Source organism: Rhodobium gokarnense, from assembly GCF_025961475.1.
In the GTDB taxonomy this organism is placed as follows: Bacteria; Pseudomonadota; Alphaproteobacteria; order Rhizobiales; family Rhodobiaceae; genus Rhodobium; species Rhodobium gokarnense.
This window is the reverse complement of record NZ_JAOQNS010000008.1, coordinates 210,009-226,837: the sequence shown is the minus strand read 5'-3', so window position 1 is coordinate 226,837 and position 16,829 is coordinate 210,009. Positions and strand designations below refer to the sequence as shown.

Here is a 16,829-nt window from a genome sequence, read left to right as displayed (position 1 = left end):
ATCCAGGAGACAACCATGAAACCCCTTTCCATCTTCTCCACTGTGACTGCGCTTACGGCGCTGGCGGCATTTGCCGACCCGGCGCTGGCCCAGGACGCGGCAACGACCGCGCCGGCGGCCGCGCCCGCCGGCTCCGGCACGCTTTCCGCCGAGGCCCAATACATCTTCAACACCTTCCTGTTCCTCTCCATGGGCTTCCTGGTGATGTGGATGGCGGCCGGCTTCGCGATGCTGGAAGCCGGTCTCGTCCGCTCCAAGAACGTCTCGATGCAGTTGCTGAAGAACATCGCGCTCTATGCGATCGCCGGCATCATGTACTGGGTCGTCGGCTATGCGCTGATGTACACCGACGTTGCCGCCAATGGCGGCTGGTTCGGCACCCCGATGCCCTATTCCTGGCCAGCGGCCGGCGCGGGCTCGACAGCCGACGGCGGCTATTCGGTGCCGTCCGACTGGTTCTTCCAGATGGTGTTCTGCGCCACCACCGCCTCGATCGTCTCCGGCACCCTTGCCGAGCGCATCAAGCTGTGGCCGTTCCTGATCTTCACCGTCCTTCTGACCGGCATCATCTATCCGCTCGCCGGTTCGTGGAAGTGGGGCGCGGGCTGGCTCGACCAGATGGGCTTCCAGGACTTCGCCGGTTCGACCCTCGTGCACTCCGTCGGCGGCTGGGCCGCTCTCGCCGGTGCGCTCATCCTCGGCGCGCGTTCGGGCAAGTACGGCACGAACGGCGAAGTGAACGCTCTTCCGGGTTCGTCCATGCCGCTCGCCACGCTCGGCACCTTCATCCTGTGGCTCGGCTGGTTCGGCTTTAACGGCGGCTCGCAGCTCGCCCTCGGCACCGCCTCGGACGCCGCCGACGTGTCGCGCATCTTCGCCAACACCAACCTGGCCGCGGCCGGCGGTGTCGTCGTCGCGATCATCCTGACCCAGATCCTCTACGGCAAGGTCGACATCACCATGGCCCTCAACGGCGCCCTGGCCGGCCTCGTCTCGATCACCGCCGAACCGCTGACGCCGAGCCCGCTGATGGCGATCATCATCGGTGGCGTCGGTGCCGTCATCGTCGTCTTCGCCGTGCCGCTGCTCGACAAGCTGAAGATCGACGACGTGGTCGGCGCCATTCCGGTCCACCTTCTGGCCGGTATCTGGGGCACCATCGCGGTTCCGATCACCAATGGCGACGCCAGCTTCGCCGTCCAGGCCATCGGCATCGTCGCCTACGGCGTGTTCGCCTTCGTCGTCTCGCTCGTCGCCTGGGTCATCCTGAAGATGGTCATCGGCATCCGCGTCTCGGCCGAGGAAGAATATGCCGGCCTCGACAAGGCGGAGATCGGCGTCGAAGCCTATCCGGAATTCGGCACGGGCAGCCAGCGCGTCTGACGCCCCGCCCGAAACCGACACCACGACATCAGGCGCCGGGGGATTTTTCCCCCGGCGCTTTTTTTGTGCGTTGGCATGAGGCCCTCGTTGCGGCGCAATTATCTGAACGGCACACCGTCGACGCCGGCGCCCGGCACGGCCCGCTGCGCCCCGCAAATCGGGCCGCTGGAACTGCCTCGGAACCGAGGTCGAAAAACAGGCATTTGCCCGCCCAGACGGCACAAACCCGCCGCCGGGCCGGTTCCAGCAGTCAACGTAGAATGCGAGCAGTTCCGAGTTTCCCCGCATTTCCAGGGGTTTCAGCGCGCCCGACGCGGTTGGCACGGAACTTGTGAGTAGAAATGCGAGGTATCAGGATTCCCGGCGCGTTTGCCGAAGAATCCGGCAGTTTGCTTTTGTGACCACCGTGATTGCCGGTGGCGCCGTCCCGGAGACCGCCCGGGTTCCCTTGCGGTCAGCGTTCATCTCTCCCAAGCCGTGACCGCTCTGTCGGTGGGCTTCATAACTACCCGGACCGTTTCGCACGGTCCGGGCTTTTTTCTTGGCGTTCGAAAAAATTCTCGCGGCGCGGGAATCCGGGCGCTTGCGGGAGCGGAGCCTACCCCTCGAAGCGGGCGATCACCGGTACGTGGTCGGACGGCTTTTCCCAGCCCCTGGCGTCGGCCACCACCCGCATGTCGCGGTAGGCCGGGGCAAGGGCGGGCGTCGCCCAGACATGGTCGAGCCGGCGGCCGCGATTGGAGGTCTGCCAGTCGCGCGCCCGGTAGCTCCACCAGGTGTAGAGCTTTTCCGTCTCCGGCACGGTCTTGCGCATGACGTCGACCCAGCCGCCGGCGGCCTGCACCTCCTTCAGGAGGTCGGTCTCCACCGGGGTGTGGCTGACGACCTTCAGGAGCTGCTTGTGGGACCAGACGTCCTCTTCGAGCGGCGCCACATTGAGATCGCCGACGAGGATCGCCGGGCGGGCGGTCTCCTCCCCCCTCAGCCAATCCTTCATCTCGGCGAGGAAGTCGAGCTTGTGGGCGAACTTGTCGTTGACCGCGGGGTCCGGCTCGTCGCCGCCGGAGGGGACATAGAAATTGTGGATGACGACGTCGGCGCCGGCAAAGGGGAGCGTCACGGCGAGGTGGCGGGCATCGCCCTTTTCGCAGAAGTCACGGGTGTCGACGGCGGTAAACGGCCGTTTTGAGAGGACGGCGACGCCGTGATAGCCCTTCTGGCCCTTCATGGCGATGTGCTCGTAGCCGAGCTGGCGGAACCCCTTTTCCGGAAAGGCGGCGTCGGGGCACTTGGTCTCCTGCAGGCAGACGACGTCCGGCGCCTCCTCCGTCAGGAGCCGTTCGACCAGGCCCGCGCGCAGGCGCACGGAGTTGATGTTCCAGGTGGCAACCTTGAGGGCGTCGGTCATGGCTCGTCGTGTCCGGAAAGAGAATCGGCGGGAAGTGCCTCCCTTGATACCCAATCGGCCGGCAAAAGGCACCACGTCGCGAACGCACTTGGCAAAGGGGAGCGGAATCGAAAGCGCCCAGCCCCGGGGGGAGGCTGGGCGCCTGCGCGATGATGGCGCATGGCGCTGGGAGGGAATTCCAGCGCCGAAAGGGAAACCGTCCCCGGCGAGACGGGGGGCTTACCGAAGGAACGGACGGACCCTTTCTTGCCGTGAAGGTGGTGCGGGTGAAACGCCCGTCAAGCCTCGCGCGATGCCGTGCCGTCCGCGCGCCGCTCAACTAAATGTGACCGCCTAGAGCGCTTCAGCCTTATACGGCAGCCTCGAAAACCACCAGCAGGTCCTTGGCATCGATCTGCATGCCGGGCTGGACGACGACCTCGGCGACGGTGCCGTCGCGGTCGGCGTGGAGCGCCGTTTCCATCTTCATCGCCTCGATGGAGAGCAGCATGTCGCCGCTCTTGACCTCCTGGCCGGCCTTGACGTTGACCGTGGAGACGACGCCCGGCATCGGGGCCGCCACATGGTCGGCGTTGCCGGGCTCGGCCTTGCGGCGCACGGCGGCATCGCCCGCACCATGGGCGCGGTCCGGCACCTTGACGTAGCGCGGCTGGCCGTTCATCTCGAAGAACACCCGCACCTGGCCCTCGTCGTCGACGTCGCCGACCGCCTGGCAGCGGATCACCAGCGTCTTGCCGCGCTCCAGGTCGACGAAGATCTCCTCGCCGGCCGGCAGGCCGTAGAAATAGACCGGCGTCGGCAGCACCGCCACCGGGCCGTAGAGCGCCTCGGCCTTGGCGAATTCGGTGAAGACCTTGGGGTACATCAGGTAGGAGGCGAGCTCGTTGTCGGTGAGCTCACGGCCGATCGCCTCCTCAGCCTCCTTGCGCACGGCATCGAGGTCGGCGGGCTTTAAGAGCGAGCCCGGGCGCACCGTCACCGGCTCGGTCGACTTCAGCACCTTCTTCTGCAGCGCCGGCGGCCAGCCGCCGGTCGGCTGGCCGAGATCGCCGTGCATGAGCTGCACGACCGATTCCGGGAACGCCACGTCGCGCTTCGGATCCATCACGTCGTCGACGGTGAGGTCCTGGGAGACCATCATCAGCGCCATGTCGCCGACGACCTTCGACGTCGGCGTCACCTTGACGATGTCGCCGAACATGTCGTTGACGTCGGCATAGGTCTGGGCGACGTCGTGCCATTTGCGCTCAAGGCCGAGGGAGCGGGCCTGTTCCTTCAGGTTGGTGAACTGGCCGCCCGGCATTTCGTGCAAATAGACCTCGGACGCACCGGAGCGCAGGTCCGGCTCGAACGCCGTGTACTGCTTGCGCACGCCCTCCCAGTAGAACGAGATCTCGCGGATCTTGGCCGCATCGAGGCCGGGATCGCGCGGGCCGCCGCGCAGCGCCTCGACGATGGAGCCGAGGCAGGGCTGGGAGGTCATGCCGGAAAGCGCGTCCATCGCCCCGTCGACCGCATCGACGCCGGCATCGACCGCGGCAAGGACGGTCGCCGCGGAAATGCCCGAGGTGTCGTGGGTGTGGAAATGGATCGGCAGGTCGGTCGCCTCGCGCAGCGCCTTGACGAGGACGGTGGCGGCCGCCGGCTTCAGGAGGCCGGCCATGTCCTTGATGCCGATGATATGGGCGCCGGCATCCTCCAGCTCGCGGGCAAGGCCGACATAGTATTTGAGGTCGTACTTGGCCCGCTCGGGATCGAGGATGTCGCCGGTGTAGCACATGGCGCCCTCACACAGCATGCCGGCCTCGCAGACGGCATCCATGGAGACGCGCATGTTCTCCACCCAGTTGAGGCAGTCGAAGACGCGGAAGAGGTCGACGCCGGACTTTGCCGCGCGGTCGACGAAATGGCGCACCACATTGTCCGGATAGTTGGTGTAGCCGACACCGTTGGAGCCACGCAGGAGCATCTGCAGGAGGAGGTTCGGCACCCGCTCGCGCAGGGCTGAAAGCCGCTCCCAGGGGTCCTCGGTCAGGAACCGCATGGCGACGTCGAAGGTCGCCCCGCCCCAGCATTCCAGCGACAGCAGTTCAGGCAGGCCGTGGGCGTAGGTCTCGGCGATGCCGGTGATGTCGTGGCTGCGCATGCGGGTGGCGAGCAGCGACTGGTGGGCGTCGCGCATAGTGGTGTCGGTGACCAGCACCTTCTCCTCGCCGCGCATCCATTTGGCAAACGCCTCCGGCCCTTCGGCATCGAGGCGCTGCTTGGTGCCGGCCGGCGGCGTTCCGGTCGGCTTCGGCATGTCGGGCCGGCGCGCCTCGGCCGGCGGCAGCGGCCGGTCGCGGGTCTCCGGATGGCCGTTGACGGTGACGTCGGCGATGTAGGTGAGGAGCTTCGTTGCCCGGTCGCGGCGCGAGACCTGGGAGAACAGGGCCGGCGTCTCGTCGATGAAGCGGGTGGTGTAGTCCGCGTTCTGGAATTGCGGATGGGAGATGACGTTTTCCAGGAACGTCAGGTTGGTGGCGACGCCGCGGATGCGGAACTCGCGCAAGGCGCGGTGCATGCGGGCGGTCGCCTCTTCGGCCGTCGGCGCCCAGGCGGTGACCTTTTCCAGGAGCGGGTCATAGAAGCGGGTGATGACGGCGCCGGAATAGGCGGTGCCGCCGTCGAGCCGGATGCCGAAGCCGGTGGCACCGCGATAGGCGGTGATGCGGCCATAGTCCGGAATGAAGTTCTGCTCCGGATCCTCCGTGGTGATCCGGCATTGCAGGGCGTGGCCGTGCAGGTCGATGTCGGCTTGTGCCGGGACGCCGGAATCGGGCGTTCCGATCACCGCACCGTCGGCGATCTTGAGCTGCGCCTTGACGATGTCGATGCCGGTGACCTCTTCGGTCACCGTGTGCTCGACCTGGACCCGCGGATTGACCTCGATGAAGTAGAAGGCGCCGGTATCGGCGTCCATCAGGAACTCGACCGTGCCGGCGCCGACATAGCCGGCCTCGCGGCCGATGGCGAGCGCGTAGCCGGTCAGTTCGGCACGGCGGGCGGCGTCGAGATAGGGCGCCGGCGCGCGCTCGACGACTTTCTGGTGGCGCCGCTGCACGGTGCAGTCGCGCTCGTTGAGGTGGACGATGTTGCCGTGGCTGTCGCCGAGGAGCTGCACCTCGACATGGCGCGCTCGCTCCACCAGCTTTTCCAGATAAACCTCGTCGCGGCCGAAGGCGGCCTTGGCCTCGCGCTTGGCGGCAATGGTCTCCCTGGCGAGGTCGTCCTCGTTGCGGATCACCCGCATGCCGCGGCCGCCGCCGCCCCAGGAGGCCTTCAGCATCAGCGGATAGCCGATCTCTTCGGCGACCCGTTTCGCCTCGGAAATGTCGTCGGACAGCGGCTCGCTCGCCGGCATCACCGGGACGCCGGCCTTGATCGCCAGGTTGCGGGCGGCGATTTTGTCGCCGAGCCGGCGCATGGTTTCCGGCGTCGGGCCGACGAAGACGATGTTGGCCTCAGCGCAGGCCTCGGCGAAGTCGGGGCTCTCGGAGAGAAAGCCGTAGCCCGGATGGATGGCATCGGCGCCGGATTCCTTGGCGACGCGGATCACTTCCGGGATCGACAGATAGGCCTCGATGGGGCCCATGCCCTGGCCGATGCGATAGGCCTCGTCGGCCTTGAACCGGTGCAGCGCCAGCTTGTCCTCGTCGGCATAGACGGCGACCGTCTTCAGCCCCAGCTCATTGGCGGCGCGAAAGACGCGGATCGCAATTTCGGACCGGTTGGCGACGAGCAGCTTCTGGATCGGCATTCGGCAATATCCTCTTTCTCCCGGCCGTGGCAGGCGCGGGGCAAACGGCCGGCGGCGACGACAGGGAGGAGACGTCGTCTCGGCGCGGGCCATCCCGAAAACTTCGTACCCGATTCGTACACGCAGGCCGCTGTGATGAAAAGAGCGACGGCGGCATCCCGGCCAGCCAATGCTGCAACGCAAAACGGCGCGGAGCGGGTCCACGCCGTTTTTTGTTGTCAGCGCTGAAGCGGTCAGTGCTGCAGGCGCAGCTCGCCGACGGGCATTTCCTCGCGATCCGGCTCCAGCACGCTGTGCGGGATACCGACGACGCTGCGGGTCGTCTCCAGGGTCTTGTCGCTGAACGTCATCTTCACCGCGACCACCGGGCCGTCATCGATGACCTCCGGCAGGCCGAGCGGATCGACGTCGAAGCCGAGCTGCAGGAAGCCGGAGATCCAGACCGGATCGCTCTCGCCGGTGCATTCGGTGATGCCCCGCGGCAGGCAGTATTCCAGCACGCCGAGGATCAGCTCCGCGCCGACGCGGCTCGGCTGGCCGCCGTCGCGCCAGGCCTTGGCGACGCAGTGGCGGCCCCACTCGATGATGTGCGGTCCGCGGGGGATCGGTCCCCTCTCGCAGAGCCAGGGATAGACGTCGGTGAGGAGGTGCGGGCCGACGGTCGGAAGCAGGCGGGCACAGCCGGCCGCCTCGCCGTTGCGGAACGCTGCGATATGCACCGCGCTTTCCGTATCGAACTGATCGATCTCGCGGCCGTCCGGCTTCCAGAGGTCTTTCCAGCCCCGCTCTTCGACGAATACCTGGTGCCGGAGCCGGTAAATTTTTTCCAACTCGTCGCGGTAGAGATGGGCCTTATGACCCTCGATTACGCATGCCATATGTACGCCCCCGTTAAGGTGGCGTTAACTATGACCGACGCGTTAAGGTTAACAAGCCCCTAATTTTTCGTATTGGCAAAACTACAGGGAAGGCCGCTTTCGGCGCCCTGCAGGTCCAGGTTGTCCGGGGATTTCTGGCGGATCGGCCGGGGCCGAAAGGCGTTTTGCCGGCCTGCCCCAGCCCTTAGATTTGGGCGGAAATCGGGCGAAGCGGACGGCCCCGCCGGGGCCTAGTGCAGGAAGCCGCGGCGGAAGCCCTCGGCGACGGCCTGGGTTCGGTTGACGGCACCGAGCTTGCGCCCGAGGGAGCCGAGATACCAGTCCACCGTGTGCTGGGAGATGTTGAGGATCTTGGAAATTTCCCAGCTCGTCTTGCCGGCCGACGTCCACTTCAGGCATTCCAGCTCACGCGGCGTCAGGCGCACCGACGGCAGCTCGACGCGGTCGCGCATCAGGAGCTCGCGAATCTGGTTGTGGACGTAGATGGAGATGAGATGCAGCGCGCCGCGGTGACGCTCGGAAAGATCGACGTCCGGGGCGCCTAGGGAGACGCCGGCCTGGAAGCCGTCGGCGCCGTGGATCGGCACGCAGAAGCCGTCGCCGAGGCCGTGTTCATGGGCCTCGTTCATGATCTTGGTGCCGAGCTCGTTGGTGGTGCGGTCGTTCAGCGTATCGCGCCAGACGAAGGGCTGGGCGCTGGAACGCAGCCTTTTGACGACCGGATCCTCGCCGACATAGTTCTCCTGCATGTAGCGCTCGAACCACGACAGCGGCAGGCCGGAGGCCATATGATAATCGTCGAGCCGTTCGCCGGGCAGGGGCACGCCGGCGATCAGATAGGACTTGAAACCGAAGGCGGTGATGGTCCTGGCGAACTGATCGCGCACATCGTCGATCGACGTCTTCTTCTTGACGTCCTCGACGAAACTCATGGCAAGGTCTAGTTCGGTCATCGTTTTTTGCATGGCTGGATTCGGATTATCAGGCGCCTACAATGCGCCCGCCGCGTTAACGAGCGGTTAAATCCTTCGTGGAAATACCGATCCGATGCTTCCAGGTGCCTGATTTAAAATCGGAATCTACTGTATAAGCTCTCGGGAAATTATTTTCCGGGAAAGCGTCGCCCCGGCCGCGCTTTTTGCTCTTTTCGCCGTGCTTTCGAATATTATAATATGAATATGTATTTGCGACGGCGACGCGCGCCGGCGGCATGGAACGCTGCCGGACGGGCTTTCCGGACCGTCCTTTCTGGGGAGAAAACGACCTATGTCCTTGACCTTCAACGGAACCGAGATCGCAACCAATGCCGGCGGGTACCTGGAAAACCAGGACGACTGGTCGAAGGACCTCGCCGTCCACATGGCCGAGGCGGAGAACATCACGCTGTCCGACCGGCACTGGGACGTCATCGACTATCTGCGCGACGAATATTTCACCAACAACCAGACCCAGCCGAACACCCGCGCCATCGTCAAGGCGATGTCCGACAAGTGGGGGGCGAAGGTCGGCCAGAAGGATCTCTACGATCTCTTCCCGCTCGATCCCTCCAAGCAGGGCGGCCGCATCGCCGGATTGCCGGAGAGCCGGCGCAAGGGCGGCTACTGATCCCCGCAAAAAAGCGGGCCGCACGAGGCGGCCCGCCATTCCTGTCCGTTCCGTTGACCGGCGATGCCGCCGGTCGCCTCTGCCGCTTTAACGCAGCGAGATCTGCATGCCCGACGTGGCGAGCGAGGCCTCGATGCCGGCCTGCTTGCCGTGCAGGAAGATCTCCACGCCCTTGGAGTTCTTCAGGCGCATTTCGCCCTGGCCGCCGCCGGCGGTGACCGAGCTTTCAATCGCCGTATAGATGCCCTCGATGTCGCTGGCGCGGCGCAGATTGTAGACGTCACCGACGAGGTCGGCCTCGGCGGCACCGATGGTCAGGCCGACGCTCATGCCGGCAACGCTGAGCGGATAATGCTGGCCGCGATAGGCGAGCGTGCCATTGCCGCCGGAAGCGCCGACGATGAAGCCGACCTTGCCGACGCGCAGCGAGATGGTGGCGTCCTGGGCCTTCGCCTGGTCGGGCAAGAAGGCGCCGGCGGCGATCGTCATCATGAGCGCGGCAACAATGGTGCGCAGCCCAAAAAAGGTGGTCATTGGAAAGTCCTCTCGTCCGAATTCGCGAAATCCATAACCGCCCTTCGGGACGGCAACGCACAGCCTGCAGCCGAATGGCGGCGTTTTCGCGTCAACTGTACGGGTTTCTGGATCCGCCGGCGTTGAAACGCCCGGTAACGGGTTATTGTTCCGTGTCTTCAACTACGGCGTCGCCCTTTTCCGGCGCCTTCTCCTCGGCCTGGCGCTCCTCCCGGCGCTTGCGGAAGCGCTCGCGGAGCTCGGCGCAATGGTCGATGAGGGTCGCCCGGGGCGTGAACCAGACGAAATCGTAGATCGGCCGGTCGGTCCCGACCCCGTCGCTTTCGGCGTCCAGATAATCGGTGACGGCGGGCTTGTCGGCCATCGCCTCGATAAAGGCGAGGCTCCTGACGCGCAGCTTCGGCGCCCTTTGGGTGAGGTACCACGGCACCGCCCAGTCGCGGCGCACATGGCCGGCGCCGGCGATCAGGACCGAGCCTAGCTTTTCCGCCGATTCCAGGAGCACCGTGTCGGCCATCACCGCATCGCGCAGGCGCTGGACGCCGAGCATCGGCCTCAGCGCCTCCTTGGGCATCATGCCGCAATGGCCGGCATGGAGGGTTTCCAGCAGCCCGTCCTCCGCCACCGGGTCGAGCGGGCGGTCCATCATCAGCCGTTCCCGGTCGCCCGGCGCGACGGCCTTGATGCCCTTGCGGCCGACCTGGCGCTGCAGGTCGCGGGCGACGTCGCCGGCCTTGATCGGCAGGTTGGCCTTGAGCGCCACCTCGGCGATCGGCTGGTAGATTGTCCAGTCGGGCCAGCCGCGCTCGTTCCATTCCAGCACCTTGCCGAGATCGGCCGGATCGCGCCGCGAGCGCTTGAGGAACGCGGCGAGCGTGCCGGCAAGGTCCTGGGGCACCATCTCGAACACCACGGCCGGCCGGCCGCCGCGCTCAAGGAGCTGGCCGATCGCCCAGGCCTGCAGGGTGTGGTGGTCGGGATTGTCGTGGATCTCGCCGAGGAGAACGGAATTGGCCCCGGCAAGGCTGTCGACCAGCTCCTTCGCGCTCACCTCCCGGTTTTCCCGCAGCGACCAGATGCGGCCGACCAGCGGGTGGTCGACATTGTGGGTGCTTTGCCAGCCGCCCGGCGGCGCCTCGGCAAGAACCGTCCCCGGAAGCAGAAACAGACCGGCAAGGGCGCATGCAAAGAGGCCGCCCCGCCTGAGGCTCGATCCTTTGGTCACGTCGATCCTTTCAAAGGCAGGAAAATAACTAGGTATGCGTATACAAGATAGGTTGCGACGCGCGCCCCGGCCATGGACTGCTGGTCGCACGACCGTAAGTCGTGCGCCTCAGTAGCCGACGGTTGCCGCGCCGCGGCGGCGCGGATCGGAAGCGCCGGTCAGCATGCCCGGCCGGACACGGATCGACTGGGTCGAGCCCATCGTCGTCTTGACGGCGATCTCGTGGCCGCGCTCGGTCAGAAGCCGGATCGTGTCCGGGCTGAAGCCCTCCTCCACGCGCAATTCGTCCGGCAGCCACTGGTGGTGCATGCGCGGCGCCACCGTCGCCTCGGCGATGTTCATGCCGTGGTCGACGACGTTGACGATGATCTGCAGCACCGTGGTGATGATGCGGCTGCCGCCGGGCGATCCGGTGACCAGCACCAGGGCGCCGTCCTTGAACACCATGGTCGGGCTCATGGAGGAGAGCGGCCGCTTGCGCGGCGCCACGGCGTTGGCCTCGCCTCCGATCAGGCCGTAGGCGTTGGCAACGCCCGGCTTTGCGGAAAAGTCGTCGAGCTCGTTGTTGAGGAGGATGCCGGTGCCGGGCGCGACAATGCCGACGCCGTAGGAGAAATTGAGCGTGTAGGTGTTGGAAACCGCATTGCCGTCGGCGTCGACGACGGAGAAATGGGTCGTCTCGGCGCTCTCATAGGGCGCCGGATCGCCCGGCTTGATCTCCGCGGCCGGCCGCGCCCGCTCCTTTTCGATGGTCTTGCGCAAGTCGTCCGCATAGGCCTTGGACGTCAGCGCCTTCACCGGCACCGCCACATGGTCCGGATCGCCGAGGAATTCGGAGCGGTCGGCAAAGGCGAGCTTCATGGCCTCGGCCATCTCGTGCATGGTCTCGGCGCTGCCGAAGCCGGAGGCGGCGAGCGGAAAGCCCTCCAGGATGTTGAGAATCTGGACAATATGGACGCCGCCGGAAGAGGGCGGCGGCATGGAGACGACATCGAAGCCGCGATAGCTGCCGCGCACCGGTTCGCGCTCCTTGACCTCATAGGCGGCAAGGTCGTCCTCGGTCATCGCGCCGCCGGCATCCGTGACCGCCTTGGCGATCGCCGCCGCGACCGGTCCCTTGTAGAAGCCGTCGGGGCCTTCGTCGGCGATGCGTTGAAGGCTGTCGGCGAGGTCCTTTTGCACCAGCGTGTCGCCGACGCCGTAGGGCGCGCCGCTCGGCTGGTAAAATATCCGGGCGGCGTCCGGGTCCTTCTTCAGGCGCAGCATGGCAAGGCCCAGTGACCAGGCGAGGTCGTCGGAGACGGCCATGCCGCCCCGCGCCAGCTCTTCCGCCGGGGCGATCAGCTCGGCGAGGGTGAACTTGCCGCTGCCATAGGTTTTGTGGGCATGGGCGAGGCCGGCAACGGTGCCGGGCACGCCGACGGCAAGGCCGGAATAGCGCGACCTGTCGCTGTCGGCGTTGCCCTCCTTATCGAGGAACATGTCCCGGAACGCCGCCTTCGGCGCCATCTCCCGGTAGTCGATGGCGACTATCTTTCCGCTCGCCTCACCCTCCTTTGCGGCCAGATGCACGATCATGAAGCCGCCGCCGCCGAGATTGCCCGCCCGCGGCAGGGTGACGGCAAGGGCAAAGCCGACGGCGACCGCGGCATCGACCGCGTTGCCGCCCTTCTTCAGCACCTCAAGGCCGATCTCGCTCGCCCGCGCCTCCTGACTCGCCACCATGCCGTGGCTTGCCGCAACGGGGTGGACCCGGTCGTTGCCGGACAGGATCGCCGGCTGGGCGGCAGCGGACCCCGAAGCAAGGACGGCCGGCACGAAAGCGAGGCTGGCGGCGAGGACAGAGCCGAGGAGGGTTCGCCCCACCTTCCGTCGCTCGCGGGCCGGGTGTGCCTTAAATTTGCACAATGTCATGTTGATCCTCCGCTTCTCCGCGGCCCATAGTAGACCGTTGCACAGTTTCGAATACGATTCGTCCCCCGCCAGTGGAGACTGCCGATGGCCTATCGATCCGCCCCGCTCGTGACCACCGCCGTCCTTGCCGGCCTTATTGCTGCGTCCGGCCCGGCGCTCGGCCAGGGAACGGGCAATCCGGCCGCCGGCGAGAGGATCGCCCGGACCTGGTGCGCCAACTGCCACGTCGCCTCGGCCGACCAGACGACGGCGAGCCCCGACGTTCCGACCTTCAGGAGCCTGGCGGAGCGGGAGGACGTCACCGAGGACGGGCTTTCCGTCTTCCTCGTCACGCCGCACCCGCCGATGCCGGACATGCACCTGACCCGCGACGAGATCGCCGACGTCATCGCCTATATCATGAGCCTTGCCGAGAAATAGGGAAGGGCTCGGGGACTAGGTTTCCATTGCCAAACAGGATGGGACGCCTGCTCGACTCTCCGTTCGGCGAAAGGCGGTGCATTGATTGCTGACCGTGCCGTTCAACGCCCTCGGCGTCATTGCCGGACTTGACCGACCGCCATCCGGTTTGCGGCTAAAGTACCACCGTACCCACCGCTCTGCGTCACTACCGGGCTTGACCCGGTAGTCCATAGGGCGCCAACGGATTGTTCTGAAAGGCAGAATGGATTGCCGGGTCAAGCCCGGCAATGACGCGGAGAGGGGGCAGGTTGGGGAGAGAGTCCACAACTGAATCGCCTTGCGCTCGGGCGCTGCCTGGGTTTTCGACGACAAGACGCGATCCCTCGCAATCCAAAAAAGGCTTGGCAGATCCGCTTCAATCCACGAACCGCGCGACCACCGGTGCGTGGTGGGATTCCGGCGCCCTTCGGCCGGTCGCCTGGGCGACCAGTTCGTCGGTCAGCGTCTCGTTGTGGATCTCCACCCCGTCGAAGCGGCCGAGCAGCGCCCGGCTGATCAGCACGTGGTCGAGCATCAGCGGCCGGCCGTGGTGCAGCACCGTGTAGCGCCGGTCGCCGGAGACGCTGCGCTCCACCGGGGTCAGGGAGCGGGATGCGAGATCGCCGTTGCCTGTGTCGTCCTCGCCGGCAATGGCGATCCTCAGCGGCGTTTCCAGGGCATCGGCGTTGAAGTCGCCGACGGCGGCGACGAAGGCGTCGTCGTTCGCATCGAAGATGGCATCGATCGCAAGCCGCAGTTCCACCGCCTGGCCGAGGCGCTTGACGGCGGCCAGCGCGAAGCCTTCCGCCCAGGCATCCGTGCGGCCCCAGGAGGTGGCCGTCAGCTTGCCGCCGGGGATCGGGGCGGCGAGCGGCGCGCGCAGATGGACGTTGAAAAGGTGCAGCGGCCGCCCGCCCGGCAGCGCGATTTCCGCCTGAAGCATCGGCCGGTCCCAGGTGACGGGCCCGGCCGCCTCATCGGGCGGGACAGCGGTGCGGCGACGCCAGGTCGGTGGATCGAGGAGGTCGTGGTGGAGCGCGCGGGCGGAGACGATCGGATGGCGCGACAGCACTACGAGATTGTGGACGTCGGCGGCGCCGCAGGACAGATCGCCGCTGGAGACAAGGTGGAAGCCGGCGCAGTCGAGGTCGGCAACAAGATCCTCAAGGGCATCGAGCCGGCGCGGGCCGCCGCCATGGGGCCGCTGGCCGTTGACTTCCTGGAAACAGATTATGTCGGCGCGCAGCCGCTCGATCTGTGGCTTCAACACGTCGATGCGCGCCGCGACGTCGGGATCGCCGGCCCGTTCGCCGCCGAAGGATTCCAGGTTGAAGGTGGCAAGGCGCATCGCCGCCGGGCTCCCGAACCCCGCCGAAGATCCTCGGTCGGCCCAGCATAGGACGCCGGAACGCGGCTGTCAGCCGCGCCCGATGGGCGCGGCATCCGGCGCAGCGGCGCGGTTCAGCCGGCGGACTTCGCGGCGATAGCCTCGGCGATGTGGACGGTACGCCGGGCCATCTCCAGGTGCAGCAGCTCGACCATCTTGCCGCCGATCTTGATCACGCCCTTGCCCTCGTTCTCCGGCTCCTCGAAGGCGGCGATGACCTTGCGCGACCAGGCGATGTCCTCCTCCGGCGGCGCGAAGACGGCGTTGCACGGCCCGAGCTGGCGCGGATGGATCAGGGTCTTGCCGTCCATGCCGAAATCGCGGCCCTGGACGCATTCGGCTTCAAAACCGTCCATGTCGTCGAGGTCGTTGAAGACGCCGTCGATGATGTCGAGGCCATAGGACCGGGCGGCAAGCACTGAGGTGGAGAGCCAGCCCAGCATCGGCTGGCGGCCGGCGACGAAGCGCGCCCGGCTGTCCTTGGCGAGATCGTTGGTGCCCATGACGAGGGCAGCGAGCCGGCGTCCGTACTGGCTGGCCGCGGCTGCGGCGATTTCGCCGGCATTGAGCATGGCGAGCGGCGTTTCCATCATCGCCCACATGCGCACATGGGCATCGGCATGGAGCTCGGCGAGCCGGCGTCCGACCTGGTGGATGTCCGCCGCCGTGTTGACCTTCGGCACCAGCACCGCGTCGGGGCCGGCCTCGGTCGCCGCCTCCAGGTCGGCGGCGCCCCAGGGCGTGCCGGCCGGGTTGACGCGGATGATCAGTTCCCGGGCGCCGTAGCCGCCGGATTTGACCGCTTCGACCACCTGCTCGCGGGCGAGATCCTTTTCCTCCGGCGCCACGGCGTCTTCCAGGTCGAGGATGAGGGCATCGGCGTCAAGGGTCTTGGCTTTTTCCAGTGCCCGGGCATTCGATCCCGGCATATAAAGGACGCTGCGTCGCGGACGGAAGAGTTCGCTCATAGTGCTACCTTTCGGGGCTGACGGAGTTGGCCGGACACTAGTCGTTGTCGGCGAACCGTGCCAGTCTCAAAATGGGCGTATCGGAGGACAAGGGTGACGACCGGTTTCGACGTGGTCATTGTCGGCGGTGCCGCCATCGGCGCCAGCACGGCCTATTTCCTGACCGAGACGGCGGGCTTCGCCGGCTCGATCGCCGTCATCGAGCGCGACACCACCTTCGCGCGCTCGGCGACGACACTCTCCGCCGCCTCGATCCGCCAGCAGTTTTCGACCCCGGAAAACATCGCCATGTCGCGCTTCGGGCTCGCCTTCATCCGGGAAATCCGCGAGCGCTTCGGCTTCGAGGCCGACATCGCGTTCCGGGAAAACGGCTATCTGCTGCTTGCCGGACCGGCCGGGCTCGACATTTTGACGGCCAACCACCGCGTCCAGCGGGCGGCCGGCGCCGATATCGACCTCCTCGGCCCGGACGTTCTTTCCGAGACCTTTCCATTCCTCAATGTCGACGACCTTTCCGCCGGCGCCTTCGGGCGCTCCGGCGAGGGCTGGTTCGACGCCCATTCGCTGCTGTCCCTGCTGCGCTCGGCCGCGGCCGCCCACGGCGTTGCCACCATCACCGGCGAGGCAAAGGGCTTTTCGCGCAGCGGCGACCGGCTGACGGCGGTGCACCTTGCCGACGGCACCGTCGTTCCGGCCGGCATCATCGTCAACGCGGCCGGGCCCGAGGCCGGTGCCCTTGCCGGCCTTGCCGGCGTCGCACTGCCCGTCGAGCCGCGCAAGCGCTCCGTCTTCGTCTTCGACTGCCGGGAAAAGATCGGCCCGATGCCGCTGATGGTCGACCCCTGCGGCGTCTATGTGCGGCCCGAGGGCCATCACTTCATCTCCGGCATGTCGCCGGCCGAGCCCAATGACGGCCCTGCGGAGCCGGGCGACTTCGACCCCGACTGGCACCTCTTCGACGAGGTGATCTGGCCGGCGCTCGCCCACCGGGTACCGGCCTTCGAGGCGATCAAGTGCCTCAACGCCTGGGCCGGCCATTACGACTATAACCGCTTCGACCAGAACGCCATTCTCGGACCCCACCCGGAGCTTTCCAACTTCTTCTTTGCCAACGGCTTTTCCGGCCACGGCCTGCAGCAGGCGCCGGCGGCCGGGCGGGCGCTCGCCGAACTGATCACCACCGGGGCCTACCAGACCCTCGACCTGTCGGTGTTTTCCTACGACCGGATCGCCCGGGAAAGCCCGGTGCGCGAGCTTGCCGTGATCTGACCCGTCCTGGCGCTTGCC

13 protein-coding genes are annotated in these 16,829 nt (G+C 66.7%); 4 read left to right on the top strand and 9 right to left on the bottom strand.

Annotated features, from left to right (window positions below):
- Positions 1 to 15 precede the first annotated feature (15 nt).
- Positions 16 to 1,383 carry an ammonium transporter gene (locus M2319_RS15305; protein WP_264602332.1) on the top strand — a complete coding sequence of 456 codons (1,368 nt, stop codon included), beginning with the start codon at positions 16 to 18 and terminating at the stop codon, positions 1,381 to 1,383.
- Positions 1,384 to 1,981: 598 nt separating this feature from the next.
- On the opposite strand, the gene xth is transcribed toward M2319_RS15305, so the two are convergent.
- The 4 genes from xth to M2319_RS15285 form a co-directional block, all read right to left on the bottom strand.
- On the bottom strand, positions 1,982 to 2,791 hold the full coding sequence (gene xth, locus M2319_RS15300; RefSeq protein ID WP_264602331.1) for an exodeoxyribonuclease III: 810 nt from the start codon (positions 2,789 to 2,791) through the stop codon (positions 1,982 to 1,984).
- A 349-nt stretch (positions 2,792 to 3,140) separates the two neighbouring features.
- Positions 3,141 to 6,590, bottom strand: coding sequence for a pyruvate carboxylase (pyc, locus tag M2319_RS15295; protein WP_264602330.1), 3,450 nt, complete (start codon positions 6,588 to 6,590; stop codon positions 3,141 to 3,143).
- Positions 6,591 to 6,823: 233 nt separating this feature from the next.
- A complete protein-coding gene (locus M2319_RS15290; protein ID WP_264602329.1) occupies positions 6,824 to 7,468 on the bottom strand; it encodes an acyl-homoserine-lactone synthase in 645 nt (214 codons plus the stop codon).
- Between the two features lie 230 nt (positions 7,469 to 7,698).
- The gene (locus M2319_RS15285; protein ID WP_264602328.1) at positions 7,699 to 8,421 is read right to left on the bottom strand and encodes a LuxR family transcriptional regulator; all 723 of its coding nucleotides are present in this window, start codon (positions 8,419 to 8,421) and stop codon (positions 7,699 to 7,701) included.
- A gap of 313 nt (positions 8,422 to 8,734) precedes the next feature.
- Between M2319_RS15285 and M2319_RS15280 the strand changes: the two genes are divergently transcribed.
- Positions 8,735 to 9,073, top strand: coding sequence for a TusE/DsrC/DsvC family sulfur relay protein (locus tag M2319_RS15280; RefSeq protein WP_264602327.1), 339 nt, complete (start codon positions 8,735 to 8,737; stop codon positions 9,071 to 9,073).
- 87 nt (positions 9,074 to 9,160) lie between these two features.
- Here M2319_RS15280 and M2319_RS15275 read toward each other — a convergent pair whose 3' ends face one another.
- From M2319_RS15275 to ggt, 3 genes are all read right to left on the bottom strand, one after another.
- Entirely contained in the window at positions 9,161 to 9,607 is a 447-nt protein-coding gene (locus M2319_RS15275; RefSeq protein WP_264602326.1) for a lipid-binding SYLF domain-containing protein, read from the bottom strand.
- A 142-nt stretch (positions 9,608 to 9,749) separates the two neighbouring features.
- The gene (locus M2319_RS15270; RefSeq protein WP_264602325.1) at positions 9,750 to 10,832 is read right to left on the bottom strand and encodes a ChaN family lipoprotein; all 1,083 of its coding nucleotides are present in this window, start codon (positions 10,830 to 10,832) and stop codon (positions 9,750 to 9,752) included.
- 108 nt (positions 10,833 to 10,940) lie between these two features.
- Positions 10,941 to 12,746, bottom strand: a complete 1,806-nt coding sequence (gene ggt / locus M2319_RS15265) for a gamma-glutamyltransferase (RefSeq protein ID WP_264602324.1) — start codon at positions 12,744 to 12,746, stop codon at positions 10,941 to 10,943.
- A gap of 84 nt (positions 12,747 to 12,830) precedes the next feature.
- On the opposite strand from ggt, the gene M2319_RS15260 reads away from it, so the two are divergent.
- Positions 12,831 to 13,166, top strand: coding sequence for a c-type cytochrome (locus tag M2319_RS15260; protein WP_264602323.1), 336 nt, complete (start codon positions 12,831 to 12,833; stop codon positions 13,164 to 13,166).
- A 397-nt stretch (positions 13,167 to 13,563) separates the two neighbouring features.
- Here the strand turns inward: M2319_RS15260 and M2319_RS15255 are convergent, their stop codons facing one another.
- Complete coding sequence (locus tag M2319_RS15255) at positions 13,564 to 14,535, bottom strand: endonuclease/exonuclease/phosphatase family protein (RefSeq protein WP_264602322.1); 972 nt, start codon at positions 14,533 to 14,535, stop codon at positions 13,564 to 13,566.
- Positions 14,536 to 14,648: 113 nt separating this feature from the next.
- On the bottom strand, positions 14,649 to 15,542 hold the full coding sequence (locus M2319_RS15250) for an HpcH/HpaI aldolase/citrate lyase family protein (protein ID WP_264602321.1): 894 nt from the start codon (positions 15,540 to 15,542) through the stop codon (positions 14,649 to 14,651).
- Between the two features lie 93 nt (positions 15,543 to 15,635).
- Here M2319_RS15250 and M2319_RS15245 point away from each other — a divergent pair, with 93 nt between their 5' ends.
- On the top strand, positions 15,636 to 16,811 hold the full coding sequence (locus M2319_RS15245; protein WP_264602320.1) for an NAD(P)/FAD-dependent oxidoreductase: 1,176 nt from the start codon (positions 15,636 to 15,638) through the stop codon (positions 16,809 to 16,811).
- Positions 16,812 to 16,829: the final 18 nt, after the last annotated feature.

Coding starts and splice junctions, on each gene's coding strand:
- pyc (WP_264602330.1), bottom strand. CDS start 6,590: ATGCCGATCCAGAAGCTGCTCGTCGCCAACCGGTCCGAAATTGCGATC.
- M2319_RS15305 (WP_264602332.1), top strand. CDS start 16: ATGAAACCCCTTTCCATCTTCTCCACTGTGACTGCGCTTACGGCGCTG.
- M2319_RS15250 (WP_264602321.1), bottom strand. CDS start 15,542: ATGAGCGAACTCTTCCGTCCGCGACGCAGCGTCCTTTATATGCCGGGA.
- M2319_RS15285 (WP_264602328.1), bottom strand. CDS start 8,421: ATGACCGAACTAGACCTTGCCATGAGTTTCGTCGAGGACGTCAAGAAG.
- M2319_RS15280 (WP_264602327.1), top strand. CDS start 8,735: ATGTCCTTGACCTTCAACGGAACCGAGATCGCAACCAATGCCGGCGGG.
- M2319_RS15275 (WP_264602326.1), bottom strand. CDS start 9,607: ATGACCACCTTTTTTGGGCTGCGCACCATTGTTGCCGCGCTCATGATG.
- xth (WP_264602331.1), bottom strand. CDS start 2,791: ATGACCGACGCCCTCAAGGTTGCCACCTGGAACATCAACTCCGTGCGC.
- M2319_RS15260 (WP_264602323.1), top strand. CDS start 12,831: ATGGCCTATCGATCCGCCCCGCTCGTGACCACCGCCGTCCTTGCCGGC.
- ggt (WP_264602324.1), bottom strand. CDS start 12,746: ATGACATTGTGCAAATTTAAGGCACACCCGGCCCGCGAGCGACGGAAG.
- M2319_RS15255 (WP_264602322.1), bottom strand. CDS start 14,535: ATGCGCCTTGCCACCTTCAACCTGGAATCCTTCGGCGGCGAACGGGCC.
- M2319_RS15290 (WP_264602329.1), bottom strand. CDS start 7,468: ATGGCATGCGTAATCGAGGGTCATAAGGCCCATCTCTACCGCGACGAG.